This window comes from Bradyrhizobium sp. SZCCHNPS1003, assembly GCF_032381555.1.
GTDB lineage: Bacteria > Pseudomonadota > Alphaproteobacteria > Rhizobiales > Xanthobacteraceae > Bradyrhizobium.
Genome location: NZ_JAUHIU010000010.1, coordinates 211,011 through 227,794 on the forward strand (window position 1 = coordinate 211,011; position 16,784 = coordinate 227,794).

Annotated in this window: 15 protein-coding genes; 10 read left to right on the forward strand and 5 right to left on the reverse strand. The window is 65.0% G+C overall.

What is annotated here, in order from left to right:
- Positions 1-82 precede the first annotated feature (82 nt).
- Complete coding sequence (locus QX126_RS18550) at positions 83-925, forward strand: uroporphyrinogen-III synthase (RefSeq protein ID WP_315782795.1); 843 nt, start codon at positions 83-85, stop codon at positions 923-925.
- A gap of 12 nt (positions 926-937) precedes the next feature.
- On the opposite strand, the gene QX126_RS18555 is transcribed toward QX126_RS18550, so the two are convergent.
- Together QX126_RS18555 and QX126_RS18560 are read right to left on the reverse strand one after the other, a co-directional pair.
- Positions 938-1,732, reverse strand: a complete 795-nt coding sequence (locus tag QX126_RS18555; protein ID WP_315782797.1) for an N-acyl homoserine lactonase family protein — start codon at positions 1,730-1,732, stop codon at positions 938-940.
- 25 nt (positions 1,733-1,757) lie between these two features.
- Positions 1,758-2,513 carry an SDR family NAD(P)-dependent oxidoreductase gene (locus QX126_RS18560; protein WP_315782799.1) on the reverse strand — a complete coding sequence of 252 codons (756 nt, stop codon included), beginning with the start codon at positions 2,511-2,513 and terminating at the stop codon, positions 1,758-1,760.
- A 138-nt stretch (positions 2,514-2,651) separates the two neighbouring features.
- Between QX126_RS18560 and QX126_RS18565 the strand changes: the two genes are divergently transcribed.
- Entirely contained in the window at positions 2,652-3,569 is a 918-nt protein-coding gene (locus QX126_RS18565; protein ID WP_315782893.1) for an AraC family transcriptional regulator, read from the forward strand.
- 80 nt (positions 3,570-3,649) lie between these two features.
- Here the strand turns inward: QX126_RS18565 and QX126_RS18570 are convergent, their stop codons facing one another.
- From QX126_RS18570 to QX126_RS18580, 3 genes are all read right to left on the reverse strand, one after another.
- The gene (locus QX126_RS18570) at positions 3,650-4,603 is read right to left on the reverse strand and encodes a GDP-L-fucose synthase (protein ID WP_315782801.1); all 954 of its coding nucleotides are present in this window, start codon (positions 4,601-4,603) and stop codon (positions 3,650-3,652) included.
- A complete protein-coding gene (gene gmd / locus QX126_RS18575; protein ID WP_409997659.1) occupies positions 4,587-5,642 on the reverse strand; it encodes a GDP-mannose 4,6-dehydratase in 1,056 nt (351 codons plus the stop codon). Before gmd ends, QX126_RS18570 begins: the two co-directional genes overlap by 17 nt.
- 159 nt (positions 5,643-5,801) lie before the next feature.
- Complete coding sequence (locus tag QX126_RS18580) at positions 5,802-6,476, reverse strand: Crp/Fnr family transcriptional regulator (protein WP_315782803.1); 675 nt, start codon at positions 6,474-6,476, stop codon at positions 5,802-5,804.
- A gap of 330 nt (positions 6,477-6,806) precedes the next feature.
- On the opposite strand from QX126_RS18580, the gene QX126_RS18585 reads away from it, so the two are divergent.
- From QX126_RS18585 to QX126_RS18620, 8 genes are all read left to right on the forward strand, one after another.
- Positions 6,807-7,628 (forward strand): ABC transporter ATP-binding protein, encoded by an 822-nt coding sequence (locus tag QX126_RS18585; RefSeq protein WP_315712912.1) that lies wholly within the window; start codon positions 6,807-6,809, stop codon positions 7,626-7,628.
- Positions 7,625-9,556, forward strand: a complete 1,932-nt coding sequence (locus tag QX126_RS18590; RefSeq protein WP_315782805.1) for a long-chain fatty acid--CoA ligase — start codon at positions 7,625-7,627, stop codon at positions 9,554-9,556. Before QX126_RS18585 ends, QX126_RS18590 begins: the two co-directional genes overlap by 4 nt.
- Positions 9,557-9,677: 121 nt before the next feature.
- Positions 9,678-10,571 (forward strand): branched-chain amino acid ABC transporter permease, encoded by an 894-nt coding sequence (locus QX126_RS18595; protein ID WP_315782807.1) that lies wholly within the window; start codon positions 9,678-9,680, stop codon positions 10,569-10,571.
- A 109-nt stretch (positions 10,572-10,680) separates the two neighbouring features.
- Positions 10,681-11,754, forward strand: coding sequence for a branched-chain amino acid ABC transporter permease (locus QX126_RS18600; RefSeq protein WP_315782809.1), 1,074 nt, complete (start codon positions 10,681-10,683; stop codon positions 11,752-11,754).
- A 58-nt stretch (positions 11,755-11,812) separates the two neighbouring features.
- Positions 11,813-13,099 carry an ABC transporter substrate-binding protein gene (locus tag QX126_RS18605; RefSeq protein ID WP_315782811.1) on the forward strand — a complete coding sequence of 429 codons (1,287 nt, stop codon included), beginning with the start codon at positions 11,813-11,815 and terminating at the stop codon, positions 13,097-13,099.
- Positions 13,100-13,234: 135 nt separating this feature from the next.
- Positions 13,235-14,074 (forward strand): ABC transporter ATP-binding protein, encoded by an 840-nt coding sequence (locus QX126_RS18610; RefSeq protein WP_315739004.1) that lies wholly within the window; start codon positions 13,235-13,237, stop codon positions 14,072-14,074.
- 126 nt (positions 14,075-14,200) lie between these two features.
- On the forward strand, positions 14,201-15,421 hold the full coding sequence (locus tag QX126_RS18615) for a phenylacetate--CoA ligase family protein (protein WP_315782813.1): 1,221 nt from the start codon (positions 14,201-14,203) through the stop codon (positions 15,419-15,421).
- 136 nt (positions 15,422-15,557) lie between these two features.
- Positions 15,558-16,748 (forward strand): CoA transferase, encoded by a 1,191-nt coding sequence (locus QX126_RS18620; RefSeq protein ID WP_315759167.1) that lies wholly within the window; start codon positions 15,558-15,560, stop codon positions 16,746-16,748.
- Positions 16,749-16,784: the final 36 nt, after the last annotated feature.

A 16,784-nucleotide genomic window follows, 5' to 3' on the forward strand; every position in this document is an offset into this window, starting at 1 on the left:
ATCACCCTCCACGCCCTTGCGCCAACGCTCGGCGCGGGGGCAGGATGAACAAAACATCAACTCTCAAACTTCGAGCATCGCCATGGCTGACAGGCTGACCGGCAACCGCATCCTGATCCTGGAAACCCGCGAGGAGGCGCAGTTCTCGCGGCTGCTCGCCGAGCAAGGCGCCGACGTGCTGCAATGTCCGATGTTCACGATCCAGGATGCGCCGGACCCCGTGCCGATCGAAGCCTGGATCCGCCGCTGCATCGAGCGGCCGTTGGATGATCTCGTGCTGATGACCGGCGAAGGTCTGCGGCGGTTGATGACGGTGGTGCGGAGAATCGGGCTCGAGACCGAATTCATCGCGGCGCTTCGCAAGGCCCGCAAGTTCACCCGCGGCCCCAAGCCGGGCCGCGCCTTGCGCGAGCTCGGGCTCGAGCCGCAGGTCACGACCGAGAAGCCGACGTCGGAAGGCGTCGCCGAATTGTTGGCGCGCTTCGACCTCAAAGGCCACCGGCTCGGCCTCCAGCTCTATCCCGACAAGGATCATGCGGCGCTGATCGGCGCCATCGCGGCCGCGGGCGCCGAGGTCGATCCGGTGCTGCCCTATGTCTATGACGCCAAGGCGGCGGATGCGAACATCCTCACCGCGATCGACGAGATGATCGCCGGCCATGTCGATGCGATCGCGCTGACGAGTTCGGGCCAGCCGCGGCGGCTGTTCGACGTCGCCAAGGCACATGGCGTCGAAGACCGCCTGCGCCAGGGACTGGCGCGCACGCCGATCGCCTCCGTGGGGCCTGTGGTCACCGAGGAGCTGCATGCCCATGGCGTTGCGCCGACGATCACGCCCGCGGGCGAGGCCTATTTCATGAAACCGCTGATCTCGGCCATGGCGGTGGCGCTCAGTGGAAAGCCGCCGCGGACGGCGACGAGCTGAACGGCCCGGAACTCAATCGAAGTAGAACGGCGCGTGTGCGATCGTCGCATTCTGCACGATATCGTGGTTGATCCAGAGCTGCGCCCCCTCGGCCCGAACGACGGCATCGACGCGCGCCATCGATCGTTGCGACTGCTCCGCATCGGCGTTCATGGTCGGCACGCAGCGATGCTCCATGTTGTAGCGGTCATGCGCAACGTCGCCTGACAGCAGGATCGGCCCGGTGTTCGCGAGCCGGACCAGCAGCGAACTGTGCCCTGGCGTATGTCCTGAGGTCGCGATCACACGGATCGAACCATCACCGAACATGTCATGGTCTCCGTCCATCAGTTCGACCTTTGCCTGCCTCAGGCATTCGTAAAGCAAAGGCACATAGCCATGCTGTCGATAGTCGGGACCGAACATCGCCCGATGCTCGTCCCGCTGGATGTGCCACGTGGCATGCGCGAACAGCCGCGCATTGCCGACATGGTCGAAATGCGCATGAGACAGAATGACCGTCGCCACATCCTCGGGCACAAGTCCGATATCGGCGAGTTGGCTGACGATCGGGCGCGCAACGACGCCCCTGATGCCGTGGGCGATGATCCGGCCGCCGGCCTCCTCTGCGATCGTATCCTCGATGCCGGTATCCCACATGATCCAGGCGCCGCCACGACGGATCAGGTAGGCATTGCAGCTCAACGTGACCTGTTCGCCCTCCCACTGTCCCGGCGTATAAACCGATCGATCAGGCGCGACCGCGAGCCCGGCATCCAGCACGTAGAGCCGATCGATGGTGCCGGCGGGTCCTGCTGAAACTGACATGGGAGATCTCCCGGATTTGCTCGTCTCAGATGCCTTGTCCACCCGAGACTTCGATCCGCTGCGCGTTGACCCAGCGATTGTCCTCCGACAGCAGACTCGCGATCATCGGCCCGATGTCGTCGGGCAGGCCGGCGCGGCCGAGCGCGGTGATGTCCGCAAACACCCTGTTGATCTCGGGATTGTCGCGAACCACCCCGCCGCCGAAATCGGTCTCGATCGCGCCGGGCGCCACCGTGTTGACCGCGATCCCGCGGCCCCCCAATTCCTTCGCCATGTAACGGGTCAGCACCTCGACCGCGCCTTTGACCGCCGCATAGGCGGCGTAACCGGGAAACGACGTACGGGTCAGGCCGGAGGACAGGTTGACGATGCGGCCGCCATCGGCGAGCAATGGCAGCAATGTCTGCGTCAGGAAATAGACGCCCTTGAAATGGACGTCGACCAGGCGATCGAATTGCGCCTCAGTGGTCTGGCCGATCAAGGCATAGTCGCCATGGCCGGCATTGTTGACGAGATGGTCAAACGTCTCTCGGCCCCAGGTCTCGCGCAACGCGGTCCGCAGCCGCTCGGCAAACGACATGAAACCTGCGACGTCACCGGTGTCCAGTTGCAAGGCGACAGCCTTGCGGCCCAGCGCAGCGATCTCCGCCATGACCGCGTGAGCGTCGTCCACTCTGGACTGGTAGGTGAGGACGACGTCGCCACCGCGGCGGGCGATGTTGAGCGCGGCGTTGCGGCCGAGGCCTCGGCTCGAACCGGTCACGAGAGCAATCTTGGTCATGGTCTGAACTCCTGCGGTCTTGACCACCCCGATATCGACCAGGCGCGCGCGCCTTTGTTGCCGGAAGCTCGCCGCTTCTTGCCTAATCCTCCAAAATGCGGTGCATCGCCGGCGTCGACCGGTTAGGCTCGGACCATGATGAGCACGCTCCTTCACGCCGTGGGCCGCCACGCCGAAGCCCATGCCGACGGTGCCGGTATTGGCCAAACACCAATCCCGGGCCTGATGACCGTACGGGCGACCGCGCCCAGCGGCCTCCTCTACGCGATCTCGCGGCCGCTGGTCTGCCTCGTCGTGCAGGGGAGCAAGCATGTCACGATGGGCGGCCAGGGCTTCGGCTTTTCCGCTGGGGATTCGCTGTTGATCACGGCCGACGTGCCGACCGTCAGCCAGATCACGCGCGCAAGCATCGCGGCGCCCTATCTCTCGCTCGTGCTCGAGCTCGATCCGGCGATTCTCACCGATCTCTCGGCACAGATGGATGACGCCGGAGGAGACGACCAGGCGCCGGTCCGAGTCGACCCGACCGATCGCGAGGTGGCCGACGCTGCACTACGTCTGATGCGCTTGCTCGATCGTCCGGAATCGATACCGGTGCTGCGGGGACAGTTGTTGCGCGAGATGCACTACTGGCTGTTGACCGGCCGGCATGGAACGGCGATCCGTCGTCTCGGCTGGCCGGATGGCCACGCGCAGCGTATCGCACGCGCAGTGGCCGTGCTGCGCACCGAGTTTGCACGGTCCTTGCGGGTCGAGCAATTGGCGGCCGTCGCGGGCATGAGCCCGTCGTCATTCCACCAGCACTTCCGCAGCCTCACCTCACTGTCGCCGCTCCAGTTCCAGAAGCAGCTTCGGTTGATCGAGGCGCGACGGCTTATGCTGGCGGAGGGCATGACCGCAGGCAGCGCGGCCTTTGCCGTCGGCTATGAGAGTGTGCCACAGTTCACGCGCGAATACGGCCGGATGTTCGGCTCGTCGCCGGTGCGCGAGATCAAGGCGGTGCGCAGCAAGATAGGGGCTGTGCAAGGAGCCGCCGAGGGACGCGCGGCCGAATGACAGGGGTTCGCGGAGCAAGTCAGCGTCTCACGTTCGGTCCTGGACGGCTTCGACGCTGCCGCGGCTCGCAAGGACGGACGTTACGCTGCGCCGTGCCCCGTCTCCGTGAGGAACGACTGATACGCGCGCGCGAGGCCGTCCTGAAGCGAGGTCGTGGCGCGCCAGCCGAGCTTCGCGAGCCGCGACACGTCGAGCAACTTGCGCGGCGTGCCGTCGGGCCTCGAGGTATCGAAGCCGATGGCTCCTGTGTAGCCGACGGCCGCTGCAACGACGCGTGCGAAATCGGCGATCGTGATGTCCTCGCCGGTGCCGATGTTGACCAGCTCCGAATCCGAATAGGTCTTCATCAGATGCACGCAGGCATCCGCCATGTCGTCGACATAAAGGAATTCGCGGCGCGGCGTGCCGGTGCCCCAGACCACGACCTCGCCGGCACCCGCAAGCCTGGCCTCGTGGAAGCGGCGGATCAGCGCCGCGACGACGTGGCTGTATTCGGGATGGTAGTTGTCGCCGGGACCATAGAGATTGGTCGGCATCACGTTGATGAAGTCGGCGCCGTACTGGCTGCGATAGGCCTCGACCATCTTGATGCCGGCGATCTTGGCGATCGCATAGGGCTCATTGGTCGGCTCCAGCGGCCCGGTCAGCATGGCGTCCTCGCGCAACGGCTGGGGGGCGAGCTTGGGATAGATGCAGGACGAGCCGAGAAACATCAGCTTCTCGGCGCCGTTCACATGCGCGGCGTGAATGACATTGGCAGCAATCGCGATGTTGTCGTAAATGAACTCGGCGCGCAGCGTGTTGTTGGCGACGATGCCGCCGACCTTCGCCGCAGCGAGGAACACGACCTGCGGCCTGGCGCGGGCAAACCAGGCGAACACGGCCGCCTGATCGCGCAGATCGACCTCGCTGCGCGGCACCGTCAGCAGCTCGACGCCTTCGCTCGCCAGCCGCCGCACCAGCGCGCTGCCGACCATGCCGCGATGGCCCGCGACGAAGACACGCTTGCCGCCGAGATCAAACGGCGTTGCCAATGCTCGCCTCCCGCCGCGCGGCGCACAGATCGCTGGCGACCATTTCCTTGACCAGCTCGGCGAAGCTCGTCCTCGGTTTCCAGCCGAGCTTGTCGCGCGCCTTGCTGCAATCGCCGATCAAGAGGTCGACCTCGGTCGGGCGGAAATAGGTCGGGTCGATCCGCACCACCACCTTGCCGGACTTGGCGTCGATCCCGGTCTCCTCGACCCCCTCGCCGCGCCATTCGATGCGGCGATCGACCTCGGCGAAGGCGAGCTCGACCAGCTCGCGCACCGAATGGGCCTCACCGGTCGCCAGCACGAAATCGTCGGGCGTATCGGCCTGGAGGATGCGGTGCATGCCCTCGACATAGTCGCGGGCATGGCCCCAGTCGCGCTTGGCCTCGAGATTGCCGAGATAGATCGTCTCCTCCAGGCCGATCTCGATGCGGGCGACGCCGCGGGTGATCTTGCGGGTCACGAAGGTCTCGCCACGGATCGGGCTCTCATGGTTGAACAGGATGCCGTTGCAGGCGAACATCCCATAGGCCTCGCGATAGTTCACGGTGATCCAGTAGCCATAGAGCTTGGCGCAGCCGTAGGGCGAGCGCGGATAGAACGGCGTGGTCTCCCGCTGCGGGATCTCCTGCACCAGACCGTACAGCTCCGAGGTCGAGGCCTGGTAGAAGCGCGTCTGCTTCTCCATGCCGAGAATGCGAATGGCTTCCAACAAGCGCAGAACCCCGAGCGCATCGGCATTGGCCGTGTATTCCGGGCTCTCGAAGCTGACGCCGACATGGCTCTGGGCGGCGAGATTGTAGATCTCGTCGGGGCGGATCTGCTGCACCAGCCGGATCAGGTTGGTGGAATCGGTCATGTCGCCGTAATGCAGCAGGAACGGCACGTTGCCTTCGTGCGGATCCTGGTAAAGATGATCGACCCGCGCGGTATTGAAGGATGACGACCGCCGCTTGATGCCGTGCACGGTGTAGCCGAGGCCGAGCAGATATTCGGCCAAATAAGCGCCATCCTGGCCGGTGACGCCCGTAATCAGCGCCACGCGACCGCTGCAATCCTGCCCCGCCATACTCACTCCAACACCGTCTCGGCCCTTCAAGGCCGGAGTTCCCGGTGAGCAGTCCACAGCCGAGGCCGCGGGTCAAGCTCAACGACGAACCAGCGCCGGATAGACCCTGAAGGGGCCTGCGAAAAGCGGAATCTAATCCCCGTAGCAGCGCAGTCGGTCGAGATCGAGCACCGTGACCCCGCCATATTCCACCCGCAGCAGGCCTTCGCGCTCCAGCGTCTTCAGGCATTGATTTGCATTCTGCCGCGACAGGCCCGAGAGCGCGCCGATCTCCTCCTGGGTGATCTCCAGGTGACGGGTCGTATTCGGGTAGAGGATCGGGTTGAACAGCGAAGCGATGCTGCGGGCGAGCCGCGCCGTCGCATCCAGCGTGCGGCCGACTTCGACCAGGCCGATAAACTGGCCGAGCCGCTCGTTGAGCTGGGTGACGAGGAATCGGTTGAAGCCGACGCTGTTCTCGAACAGCCACATGAAGGTCGGCCGCTCCATCAGCGCGACGCGCGTATCGCGCAGCGCCACGACATCATAGCGGCGCGGCTCGTTCTTCAGCACGCTGCCCTCGCCGAACCAGGCGCCCGCCGACATGCCGGCGAAGGTGGTGGCCTTGCCGCCGCGTGACACCGTGCTCATGCGTGCGAGACCGGTGACGATACCGGTCCAGTATTCGAACGGGTCGCCGCGAACGAAGATGTGCTCGTTGGCCGCATAGGAACGCTCGACGATGCCGGACGAGGCGGCGTCGATTTCCTCGGGCTTCAAATGGCAGGACCATGGCGCGATGCGCAGAAGGGTATCGGAAGAGATCAAGCCGTCATCTCGTCTCGTGGAAGCTCGCGGCGACCATATTGCATCGCAACAATCCTGCGGTGAAATTTGCCTGGGAAATGTCAGGCGCAAGACAGTTCCTGATAGCGCTTTCCCCTATCGAGGACCACCGCCTTCGACTCGCGCATCCTGGGACGGGATGACGCGCGCCTGAGATGCGGCAAAATGCACCCGCCCGGGTGGCCCGTCATTCGTCGGATGGCGCGGAACTCATGCCCGGGATAGGATTGCAACCGATGCGACGAGCCTAACGTCGCACGACACGATGCCTGAAGAGCGCGCCAAGCGCCGAAGACAGTTCGGGAGGACGACTTGGACTATACGTTGGAAGCGCGCGGAGTGTCGCTGCGTTTCGGTGGGGTGAGAGCCCTGACCGACGTCAGCTTCGGCGTGCGCGAAGGCGAGCTGTTTTCGATCATCGGCCCCAACGGCGCCGGCAAGACCTCGATCGTCAACTGCATCTCCGGCCGCTACAAGCCGACCGAGGGCCGCCTGTTCCATCGCGGCCGCGACATCACCGGCCTGCCGCCGAGCGCGCGCGCCAACATCGGCATCGGCCGCACCTTCCAGAACCTCGCGCTGTTCCACCACATGAGCGTGCTCGACAACATCATGGTCGGGCGGCATCACCTCTTGAAGAACAACTTCCTCACCGGCTCGCTCTATTGGCTCACCGGCGCACGGCGGGAGGAGCTGAAGCATCGGGAGAAGGTCGAGCAGATCATCGACTTCCTCGACCTGCAGTCGGTGCGCAAGGCGCCGGCCGGCACCCTCTCCTACGGTTTGCGCAAGCGCGTCGAGCTGGCGCGCGCGATGGCGCTCGAGCCGCATCTCATCCTTCTCGACGAGCCGATGGCCGGCATGAACTTCGAGGAGAAGGAGGACATGGCGCGCTACATCGTCGACCTCAACGAGGAATTCGGCATGACGGTCGTGATGATCGAGCACGACATGGGCGTGGTCATGGACATCTCCCATCGCGTCATGGTGCTCGATTTCGGCCGCAAGATCGCCGAAGGCGACCCGGCCGCCGTGCTCGCCGATCCCCACGTCAAGCGCGCCTATCTCGGCGAGGAGGACGAGCTGCTGGTCGATCCCGACGAGGCGCCGTCCATCGCGGAGGACGCGGCATGATGGACTATGCAGGGCGCGTCCGGCAGGCCGACACCTATCCGAAGCTGCTGCGCCTCAATGCAAGCGAGCACGGCAAGGAGATTGCGTTGCGCGAGAAGAATCTCGGGCTGTGGAGGACCTTCACCTGGGTCGACTACCAGGCGCGGGTGCGCGACTTCGCGCTCGGCATGGTCGAGCTCGGGCTCGCCAAGGACGATGTGGTCGGAATCATCGGCGACAACCGGCCGGACTGGGTCGCGGCCGAAATCGCGACCCACGCGATCCGGGCCTTGAGCCTGGGCCTCTATCGCGATGTGCTCGATGACGAGGCGGCCTATCTCTTGAACTATGGCGAGGCGCGGCTGGTCTTCGCCGAGGACGAGGAGCAGGTCGACAAGCTCTTGAACCTCGCCGACCGCGTGCCGGTGCTCAAGCACATCGTCTATTCCGATCCGCGCGGCATGCGCAAATATGACGATCCCCGGCTGCTGCCGGCCGACAAGCTCGCCGAGCTCGGCCGCAACAGAGCGGCGCGCGAGCCCGGCCTCTACGACCACATGGTCGATGCGACCGTCGGCGAAGACGTTGCCATTCTCTGCACCACCTCCGGCACGACCTCGCATCCGAAGCTTGCGATGTTGTCGGCCGGGCGGGTGCTGAAGCATTGCGCCACCTATCTCAGCTTCGATCCCAAGGGCCCCAACGATGAATACGTCTCGGTGCTGCCGCTGCCCTGGATCATGGAACAGGTCTATGTGCTCGGCAAAGGTCTGCTCTGCCGGATGAAGGTCAACTTCGTCGAAGAGCCGGATACGATGATGAACGACTTCCGCGAGATCGCGCCGACCTTCGTGCTGTTCGCACCAAGGGTGTGGGAGCAGATCGCGGCCGACGTTCGTGCCGCCGTCATGGACGCCTCGCCGCTGAAGCAGCGGCTCTATCATCTGGGCATGTCGACCGGCCTCGCCGCGCTGGAGAAGGGTCAGCATTCGAGCTTTGCCGATCTGCTGCTGTTCCGTGCGCTGCGCGACCGGCTCGGCTTCACCCGGCTGCGCTCGGCCGCCACCGGCGGCGCCGCGCTCGGGCCCGACACGTTCAAGTTCTTCCGCGCCATGGGCGTGCCCCTGCGCACGCTCTACGGCCAGACCGAGCTGCTCGGGGCCTACACGCTGCACCCCGACGACAAGGTCGATCCCGACACGACCGGCGTGCCGATGTCCCAGGACATCGAGATCAAGATCGACCAGCCCGACAGCCAGGGCATCGGCGAGATCCTGGTGCGCCACCCGAACATGTTCTTGGGCTACTACAAGAACCCGGAGGCCTCGACCGCCGACGTCAAGGACGGTTGGATGCACTCGGGCGATGCCGGCTATTTCAACCGAGAGAAGCAGCTCGTCGTCATCGACCGCATCAAGGATCTCGCCGAGACCGCACGCGGCGAACGCTTCTCGCCGCAATATATCGAGAACAAGCTGAAATTCTCGCCCTACATTGCGGAAGCCGTCGTGCTCGGCGCCGGCCGCGAGCATCTGGCGGCGATGATCTGCATCCGCTACTCGATCATCTCGAAATGGGCGGAGAAGAACCGCATCGCGTTCACCACCTACTCCGATCTCGCCTCGCGCAACGAGGTCTATGCGCTGCTGCAGCGGGAAGTGGAAACGGTCAACGCGACCTTGCCCCGGGCGCAGCGCATCGCCCGCTTCCTCCTGCTCTACAAGGAGCTCGACGCCGACGACGGCGAGCTGACCCGCACCCGCAAAGTCCGCCGCAGCGTCATCAACGAGAAATACGCCGGCATCATCGACGGGATCTATGGCGGCAAGCCGGACATCCCAGTGGACACCGTCATCCGCTTCCAGGACGGCACCACCCAGCGCATCCGCACCACGCTGAAGGTCGTCGACCTCGGCGGCCATGGACCCATGGCGGAGGCCGCGGAGTGATGAGTCTTCCGTCACATGAGATCGTCATGCGCGGGCTCGACCCGCGCATCCATCCTATTGGGAAGATCTCTGATGCGATGGATCGCCGGGTCAAGCCCGGCGATGACGAGTGAGACCGATCATGAACACCGCCTTCCTCCTCCAACTCCTCGTCAACGGCCTCGTGGTCGGCACGCTCTACGGCGTGGTCGCGATGTCGTTTGTGCTGATCTACAAGGCGACGCAGGTCGTCAATTTCGCGCAAGGCGAGCTGCTCCTGATCGGCGCCTGGGTGTGCTGGGCATTGCTGACGAAATATCAAGTGCCGTTCTGGGTGGGCATGCCGCTCACGCTGGTCTTCATGTTCGCGTTCGGCATCGCGATCCAGGTCGTGATCCTCCGGCCTATGATCGGCGAGCCCATCATCTCCGTCATCATGGTCACGATCGGTCTGTCGACCGTGTTCCAGGCGGCGCTGAAATGGATGTTCGGCGTTAACCCGCAGCCGTTCCCGCCGGTGTTCGCCAGCACGTCCGTCGACCTGTTCGGACTGCAAATCCAAACGGTCTACGTCATGAGCCTCGCGGTGTCGGTCCTGATGATGCTTGGCATGGCGTGGTTCTTCAAGGCTTCCAAATACGGCCTTGCGATGCGGGCCACCGCCTTCAACCAGCAGGTCGCGCAGTCGCTCGGCATCTCCGTCAAGAACGTGTTCGCGATGGCCTGGGCGATCTCGGCGACTGTCTCCGCCGTGGCCGGCGTCGTCGTCGCCGTGGTCAACGGCGTCTCCTCCGGCCTGTCGGCCTACGGCATCAAGGTGTTTCCGGCGGCGATCCTCGGTGGCCTCGACTCCGTCGGCGGCGCCGTGCTCGGCGGCATCATCATCGGCCTCTTGGAGAACATCGCGCAATATGTCGACAGCCAGTATCTGCACTGGGGCAATCTCTACGAGATCGCGCCGTTCTACGTCCTGATCATCATCCTGATGATCAAGCCCTACGGCCTGTTCGGCACCAAAGACATCGAGCGGATATGAGCATGATCGCCGAAAAGTGGAGGCCGGTTTTCGGTAACGATCATGCTCAAACAAAAAAGAAGGGCGAGCCCATGACTCAATTCAAGCCTCAGGCGAGATAGAGCCCGCCATGGTCGCACGTTCCACGATCCCCGCCGGTGACTTCCGCACCTCCTACGCGGCCGACACCACGATCTTCCCGACCAGAACCAGCCGCAATTTCGCGATTGCGGGCGTGATCCTCTTGTGCTTCGCGCCGCTTGTATTCTCCGAATACTGGCTGTCGGTCTCGATCCAGATCGGCATCTTCGCGATCGCGGCGCTTGGCCTCAACATTCTGGTCGGCTTCACCGGCCAGATCTCGATCGGCCAGGCCGGCTTCTTCCTGCTCGGGGCCTTCACGTCCGCCTACATCAACAACACCTATGCGATCCCGGTGTTCTTCGCGATCCCGCTCGCGGGGGTGATCACCGCCCTCGTCGGGCTGATTTTCGGCCTACCGGCGGCGCGGCTGAAGGGGCTCTATCTCGTCATCGCCACCCTCGCCGCGCAATACATCCTGCTCGACTTCTTCTCGCGCGCCGAGTGGTTCTCCGGCGGATCAGTGCCGGCCTCGGCCAATCCGTTCTCGATTCTAGGCTACACGCTGCGCGGCGACCGGCAATATTTCTATGTCGTGCTGGCCTATGTCGTGGTCTGCTACCTCCTGGTCACCAATCTGATGCGCACCCGCGACGGCCGCGCACTGATCGCGATCCGCGACCATTATCTCTCCGCCGAGATCATGGGCATCAACCTGACCAAATATCGCACGCTGTCGTTCGGGCTCGCCGCCTTCTTCGCCGGCATTGCCGGCGCACTCTATGCGCATTACCAGCTCGTGATCTCGCAGGAGGGGTTCGGCATCGAGCGCTCGATCCTCTTCCTGGCCATGATCATCATCGGCGGCACCGGATCGGTCATGGGCACATTGATGGGGACCGCGTTCGTCGTGCTGCTGCCGGAATCGATGGAGTGGCTCAGCCAAAATCTGAAGGGCAGTGCCATCGACAAGGCGCTCGCGCTCAACAACAACATCACTTTTTTGCGCGAGATCGCAATCGGCCTGATCATCATCGCCTTCCTGATGTTCGAGCCGGACGGGCTGGCGCATCGCTGGCGACAGATCAAGACATACTGGAAGCTCTATCCGTTCTCACATTGAACTCAACCAACAGGGACCGGCGACAATCCGGCCCGAACGCACCACAGGAGGAAGCACTATGACGATGAAATCATTGCTGGGCTCGGCGGCTCTCGCGCTGCTCGCAGGCGCCTTCGCTTCAACGGCGCAGGCGCAGCAGATCGCGATCGGCCATCTGCAGGATCTGTCGGGCGGCACGTCCGACGTCGGTACCCCCTATGGCCAGGCCGTCGTCGACACCTTCGCCTGGGTCAACAAGAACGGCGGCATCGGCGGCAAGCAGCTCGCGGTCGACAGCAACGACTATGGCTACCAAGTGCCGCGCGCGATCGCGCTCTACAAGAAGTGGTCGGCGCCGGACAACAAGGTCGCGGCGATCATGGGCTGGGGCACGGCTGACACCGAGGCGCTGACCGGCTTCCTCGCCAACGACAAGATCCCGGACATGTCCGGCTCCTACGCCGCCGCGCTGACCGATCCCGAGGGCACCAGCGGCAAGGCGAAGCCGGCGCCGTACAATTTCTTCTACGGCCCGAGCTACTCGGATGCGCTGCGCGCCGAGCTGACCTGGGCGGCCGAGGACTGGAAGACCAAGGGCAAGCCGGGCAAGCCGAAGTTCGTCCACATGGGCGCCAACCACCCCTATCCCAACGCGCCGAAGGCCGCGGGCGAAGCGCTCGCCACCGAGCTCGGCTTCGAGGTGCTGCCGCCGCTGGTGTTCGCGCTGGCGCCCGGCGACTACAGCGCGCAGTGCCTGAGCCTGAAGAGTTCCGGCGCCAACTACGCCTATCTGGGCAACACCGCGGCGTCCAACATCTCGGTGATGAAGGCCTGCAAGAATGCCGGCGTCGAGGTGCAGTTCCTGTCCAACGTCTGGGGCATGGACGAGAACGCCGCCAAGACCGCGGGCGATGCCGCCAACGGCGTCGTCTTTCCGCTGCGCACCTCGGTGGCCTGGGGCGGCGATGCGCCGGGCATGAAGACGGTGCAGGAAATCTCGAAGATGTCCGACCCGACCGGCAAGGTCTACCGCCCGGTGCACTACGTCGCCGCAGTCTGCTCGTCGCTCTACATGAAGGAGGCGATCGAGTGGGCTGCGAAGAACGGCGGCGCCACCGGCGAGAACGTCGCCAAGGGCTTCTACCAGAAGAAGGACTGGGTGCCCGCAGGGATGGAAGGCGTCTGCAGCCCCTCGACCTGGACCGACAAGGACCACCGCGGCACCATGAAAGTCGACCTCTATCGCGCGCGCGTGACGGGTCCGACGGATGGCGACCTCAACGAGCTCATGGCCAAGGGCGTGATCAAGCTCGAGAAGGTCAAGACCATCGAGCTGCCGCGCAAGGCCGAATGGGCTGGGTGGTAGTTCCTTACACCAGCGTCATGGCCGGGCAGAAGCGCGTCTTTGCACAATCTCCCGGCCATCCACGTCTTGCTTCACACGCTGATGGGCGTGGATGCCCGGGTCAAGCCCGGGCATGACGACGGATAGAGTGTCGCCATGACCGATACACTGGAAAATCTGCGGACGGCCGCAACTGCTGGGGCACCCGCCCCCCTGCTCTCCGTCCGCAACATCGAGGTCGTCTATGACGACGTCATCCTGGTGCTGCGCGGGCTCAGCCTCGATGTGCCCAAGGGCGCGATCGTCGCGCTGCTCGGCGCCAACGGCGCCGGCAAGTCGACGACGTTGAAGGCGATCTCCGGCCTCTTGAAGACCGAGGACGGCGAGGTGACGCGCGGCGAGATCATGTTCGACGGCGCGCGCATCGACGGCATCGATCCGGAGAAGATCGTCCGTCGCGGCATCTTCCAGGTGATGGAAGGACGCCGCATCGTCTCCGACATGACCTCGCTGGAGAACCTCAAGCTCGGCGCCTTCACGCGATCCGATCGCGAGGTCAACAGCGACATCGAGATGGTGTTCAACTATTTCCCGCGGCTGAAGGAGCGCACCGGCCTCGCGGGCTATCTCTCCGGCGGCGAGCAGCAGATGCTGGCGATCGGGCGCGCGCTGATGGCGCGGCCGAAGATGATCCTGATGGACGAGCCGTCGATGGGCCTGTCGCCGCTGCTCGTGAAGGAAGTGTTCGCAATCATCAAGGAGATCAACAGGGATCTCGGCGTCACCATCCTGCTGGTCGAGCAGAATGCGCGCGCGGCGCTGTCGGTGGCCAGCCACGGCTACATCATGGAACAGGGAAAGGTGGTGCTCGACGGCACCGCCGACAGCTTGCGCGACAACGAGGACGTCAAGGAATTCTACCTCGGCGGCGCCGGCGACCAGCGCAAGAGCTTCAAGAACCTGAAGAGCTTCAAGCGGCGGAAGCGGTGGCTGTAGCCGAACTCTCTCCTCGTCATGGCCGGGCTTGACCCGGCCATCCACGCGCGAGCCGCAACGAGGAACGACGTGGATGCCCGGGACAAGCCCGGCCATGACGACCGCAAGATTCAAGGACTGGGTACGATGACCCACTACGACGCCCTCGAAACCCGTGATCCCGCAGCCCGCGAGCAGGATCTGTTCGGCCGCCTGCCCGACGTGCTGCACGCGGCGATGAAGGCGCCGGCCTATGCCGCGCTGCTGCAGGGCATCGATCCCCAGGACATCACGACGCGCGCTGCGCTCGCGCAACTGCCGGTGCTGCGCAAATCCGAGCTGCCTGCCCTGCACAAGGCGGCCCCGCCATTCGGCGGCTTCGTCGCGCAGGCGCCCGGCGCGTTCTCGCGTCTGTTCACGTCGCCCGGGCCGATCTTCGAACCGGAGGCGGCTCACATCGATCCCTGGCGCGGCGCCCGCGCCCTGTTCGCCTCGGGCTTCCGCAGCGGCGATATCGTACTCAATACCTTCAGCTATCACCTCACGCCCGGCGGCTTCATCTTCGACGCCTCGGCGCGCGCGCTCGGCTGCGCGGTGATCCCGGCTGGCCCCGGCAACACCGAGGCGCAGTTCGAGCTGATCGAGGCCTATCGCCCGATCGGCTACAGCGGCACGCCCGACTTCCTGAAGATCCTGCTCGACGGCGCCGCCAGCGCCGGCCGCGACGTGTCCTCGCTCAAGCGCGCGCTGGTGTCGGGCGCGGCGTTCCCGCCGTCGCTGCAGGCCGAGATCAAGGCGCGCGGCATCGATGCCTATCAGGCGTTCGGCACCGCCGATCTCGGCATCGTCGCCTATGAGACCGCAGCGCGCGACGGCATGGTCGTCAACGAGGACCTGATCTTGGAGATCGTCCGCCCCGGCACCGGCGATCCGGTGGCGCCAGGCGATGTCGGCGAGATCGTCATCACCTCGCTCGATCCCCACCATCCCTGGATTCGCCTTGCCCTCGGCGACCTCACCGCCGCCCTGCCCGGCACCAGCGCCTGCGGCCGCACCAACATGCGGATCAAGGGCTGGATGGGCCGCGCCGACCAGACCACCAAGATCAAGGGCATGTTCGTGCGCCCCGAGCAGGTCGCCGAGATCGGCAAGCGCCACCCGGAGCTCAGCCGCCTCCGCCTGGTCGTCACCCGCGCCGGCGAGACCGACGCGATGACCTTGAAGGCCGAGTGCGCGGCGCCCGCAGCCGACCTGCAAGAGGCGCTGGCCGCCAGCCTGCGCAGCGTCACCAAGCTCAGCGGCCAAGTCGAGCTGGTCGCGCCGGGCACGCTGCCCAACGATGGCAAGGTGATCGCCGACGAGCGGTGAGCGCGCGCAAGTTCCGCTCAAGTAGAAGCCCTGCATCAGCGGCATGAGCAGCGCGGCACGCACCGCTGTCCGCGCAATTGTCGCGCTGCGCGCGCTCTCCTATACAGCCATGTCGCCTCTCTCGGAGTTCGTCCGCATGGCCTTCCCGCGCGCGTCCAAAGCCCTGTCCCGCTTCACGGTGCTCGATTTGACGCGGGTGCGCGCCGGCCCGACCTGCGCGCGGCAGTTCGCCGATTGGGGCGCCAACGTCATCAAGATCGACGCCATGATGGAGGATGGCGGCGAAGCGCTTGGCGGCCCGCGCCGCGGCGCCGACTTCCAGAACCTGCATCGCAACAAGCGCGCGATGACGCTCAATCTGAAGGATCCGAAGGGCGTCGACGTGTTCATGCGGCTCGCCGAAAAAGCCGACGTCGTGATCGAGAACTACCGGCCCGACGTCAAGACCAAGCTCGGCATCGACTATGAGGCGGTGCGCAAGATCAATCCGCGCATCGTCTATGGCAGCATCTCCGGCTTCGGCCAGGATGGTCCCTATGCCAAGCGGCCCGGTTTCGACCAGATCGCGCAGGGCATGGGCGGGCTGATGTCGATCACCGGGGCGCCTGGCGAGGGTCCGATGCGCGCGGGCATCCCGATCGCCGATCTCTCGGCAGGGCTCTCTTGCGCGATGGGTATCCTCACGGCGTTGCTCGAGCGCGAGGTCTCCGGCGAGGGCCAGTGGGTCCAGACCTCGCTGCTGCAGGCGCAGATCTTCATGCTCGACTTCCAGGCCGCCCGCTGGCTGATGGAGAAGGAGGTCGCGCCGCAGGCCGGCAACAATCATCCGACCAGCATTCCGACCGGCGTGTTCAAGACCTCCGACGGCTACATCAATATCGCCGCGACCGGCGGCCGAATCTGGGAGCGGCTGTGCCAGACGCTCGGCACGCCCGAATGGATCGACAATCCCGACTATGCGACGGCACCGGCGCGCTCGAAGAACCGGGACGCGCTCAATGCCGAGATCAACGCGCGCACGCTTGCCAAGACAAGCGAGCAATGGGTCGCCGAGCTGAATGCCGCCGGCGTACCCTGCGGCCCGATCTACGCCATCGATCAGATGTTCGAGGACCCGCAGGTCAAGCATCTCGGCATGGCGCAGCCGGTGCCGAACGACGACGGCCGCGACATCACGCTGGTGGCGCAGCCCTTCACCTTGTCGCGCACGCCCAGCCGGATGGCGGCGCGGCCGCCGGAATTCGGCGAGCAGACCGAGGAGATCCTGTCCGAATTCGGCTTCACCGACGGCGAGATCGCCGATCTCCGACTGCATCGCGTCGTGTGAGCAGGTGCAATATGTCCAAGCTGCGGCATCCCGCCG